Genomic DNA, 1,194 nt, shown 5'->3' on the forward strand with positions numbered 1-1,194 from the left:
TTACTCGATGATGGAAGCGACGACGCCTGCACCGACGGTGCGGCCACCTTCGCGGATAGCGAAGCGCAGGCCTTCTTCCATGGCGATCGGCACGATCAGCTCGACGTCAACCGACACGTTGTCGCCCGGCATCACCATTTCCGTGCCTTCCGGCAGCGTCACAACACCCGTCACGTCCGTCGTACGGAAGTAGAACTGCGGACGGTAGTTGGTGAAGAACGGCGTATGACGGCCGCCTTCTTCCTTCGTCAGGATGTAGGCTTCGGCCTTGAACTTCGTGTGCGGGGTCACAGAACCCGGCTTGCAAAGAACCTGGCCGCGCTCAACGTCCTCACGCCCGACACCGCGGATCAGCGCGCCGATGTTGTCGCCCGCTTCACCGCTGTCCAGCAGCTTGCGGAACATTTCAACGCCGGTAACCGTCGTCTTCTGGGTGTCGCGGATGCCGACGATCTCGACTTCCTCGCCGACCTTGATCACGCCACGTTCCACACGGCCGGTCACAACCGTACCGCGGCCGGAGATCGAGAACACGTCTTCGATCGGCATCAGGAACGGAAGATCCTTCGGACGTTCCGGGGTCGGGATGTAGGCGTCGACTTCAGCCATCAGCTGCTTGATCGCGTCACGGCCGATGGCCGGGTCACGGTTTTCAACAGCAGCAAGCGCCGAACCCTTGACGATCGGAATGTCGTCGCCCGGGAACTCGTACGAGGACAGCAGTTCGCGGATTTCCATTTCGACCAGCTCCAGGAGCTCTTCGTCGTCGACCTGGTCAACCTTGTTCATGAACACCACCAGGGCCGGAACGCCGACCTGACGGGCAAGCAGGATGTGCTCGCGGGTCTGCGGCATCGGGCCGTCGGCAGCCGACACAACCAGGATCGCGCCGTCCATCTGCGCAGCACCGGTGATCATGTTCTTCACGTAGTCGGCGTGACCCGGGCAGTCCACGTGCGCGTAGTGACGGTTTTCCGTCTCGTACTCAACGTGGGCCGTGGAGATCGTGATGCCGCGTGCCTTTTCTTCAGGCGCTGCGTCGATCTGGTCATACGCCTTGGCCACCGCGCCGCCGGCTTCAGCCAGCGTCATCGTGATCGCAGCAGTCAGCGTGGTCTTGCCGTGGTCAACGTGCCCAATCGTGCCAATGTTGACGTGCGGCTTGTTACGCTCAAATTTTTCCTTCGCCATCGG

At 61.7% G+C, this 1,194-nt stretch carries 1 protein-coding gene; it reads right to left on the bottom strand.

Annotated features, from left to right (window positions below):
• A complete protein-coding gene (gene tuf / locus HK439_RS26360; protein ID WP_190294458.1) occupies positions 1-1,191 on the bottom strand; it encodes an elongation factor Tu in 1,191 nt (396 codons plus the stop codon).
• Between the last annotated feature and the right edge of the window lie 3 nt (positions 1,192-1,194).

This window comes from Roseibium aggregatum, assembly GCF_014692675.1.
In the GTDB taxonomy this organism is placed as follows: Bacteria; Pseudomonadota; Alphaproteobacteria; order Rhizobiales; family Stappiaceae; genus Roseibium; species Roseibium aggregatum_C.

What these genes read in the sequence shown, in the direction of transcription:
- tuf (WP_190294458.1), bottom strand. Translation starts at nt 1,191, where the DNA reads ATGGCGAAGGAAAAATTTGAGCGTAACAAGCCGCACGTCAACATTGGC.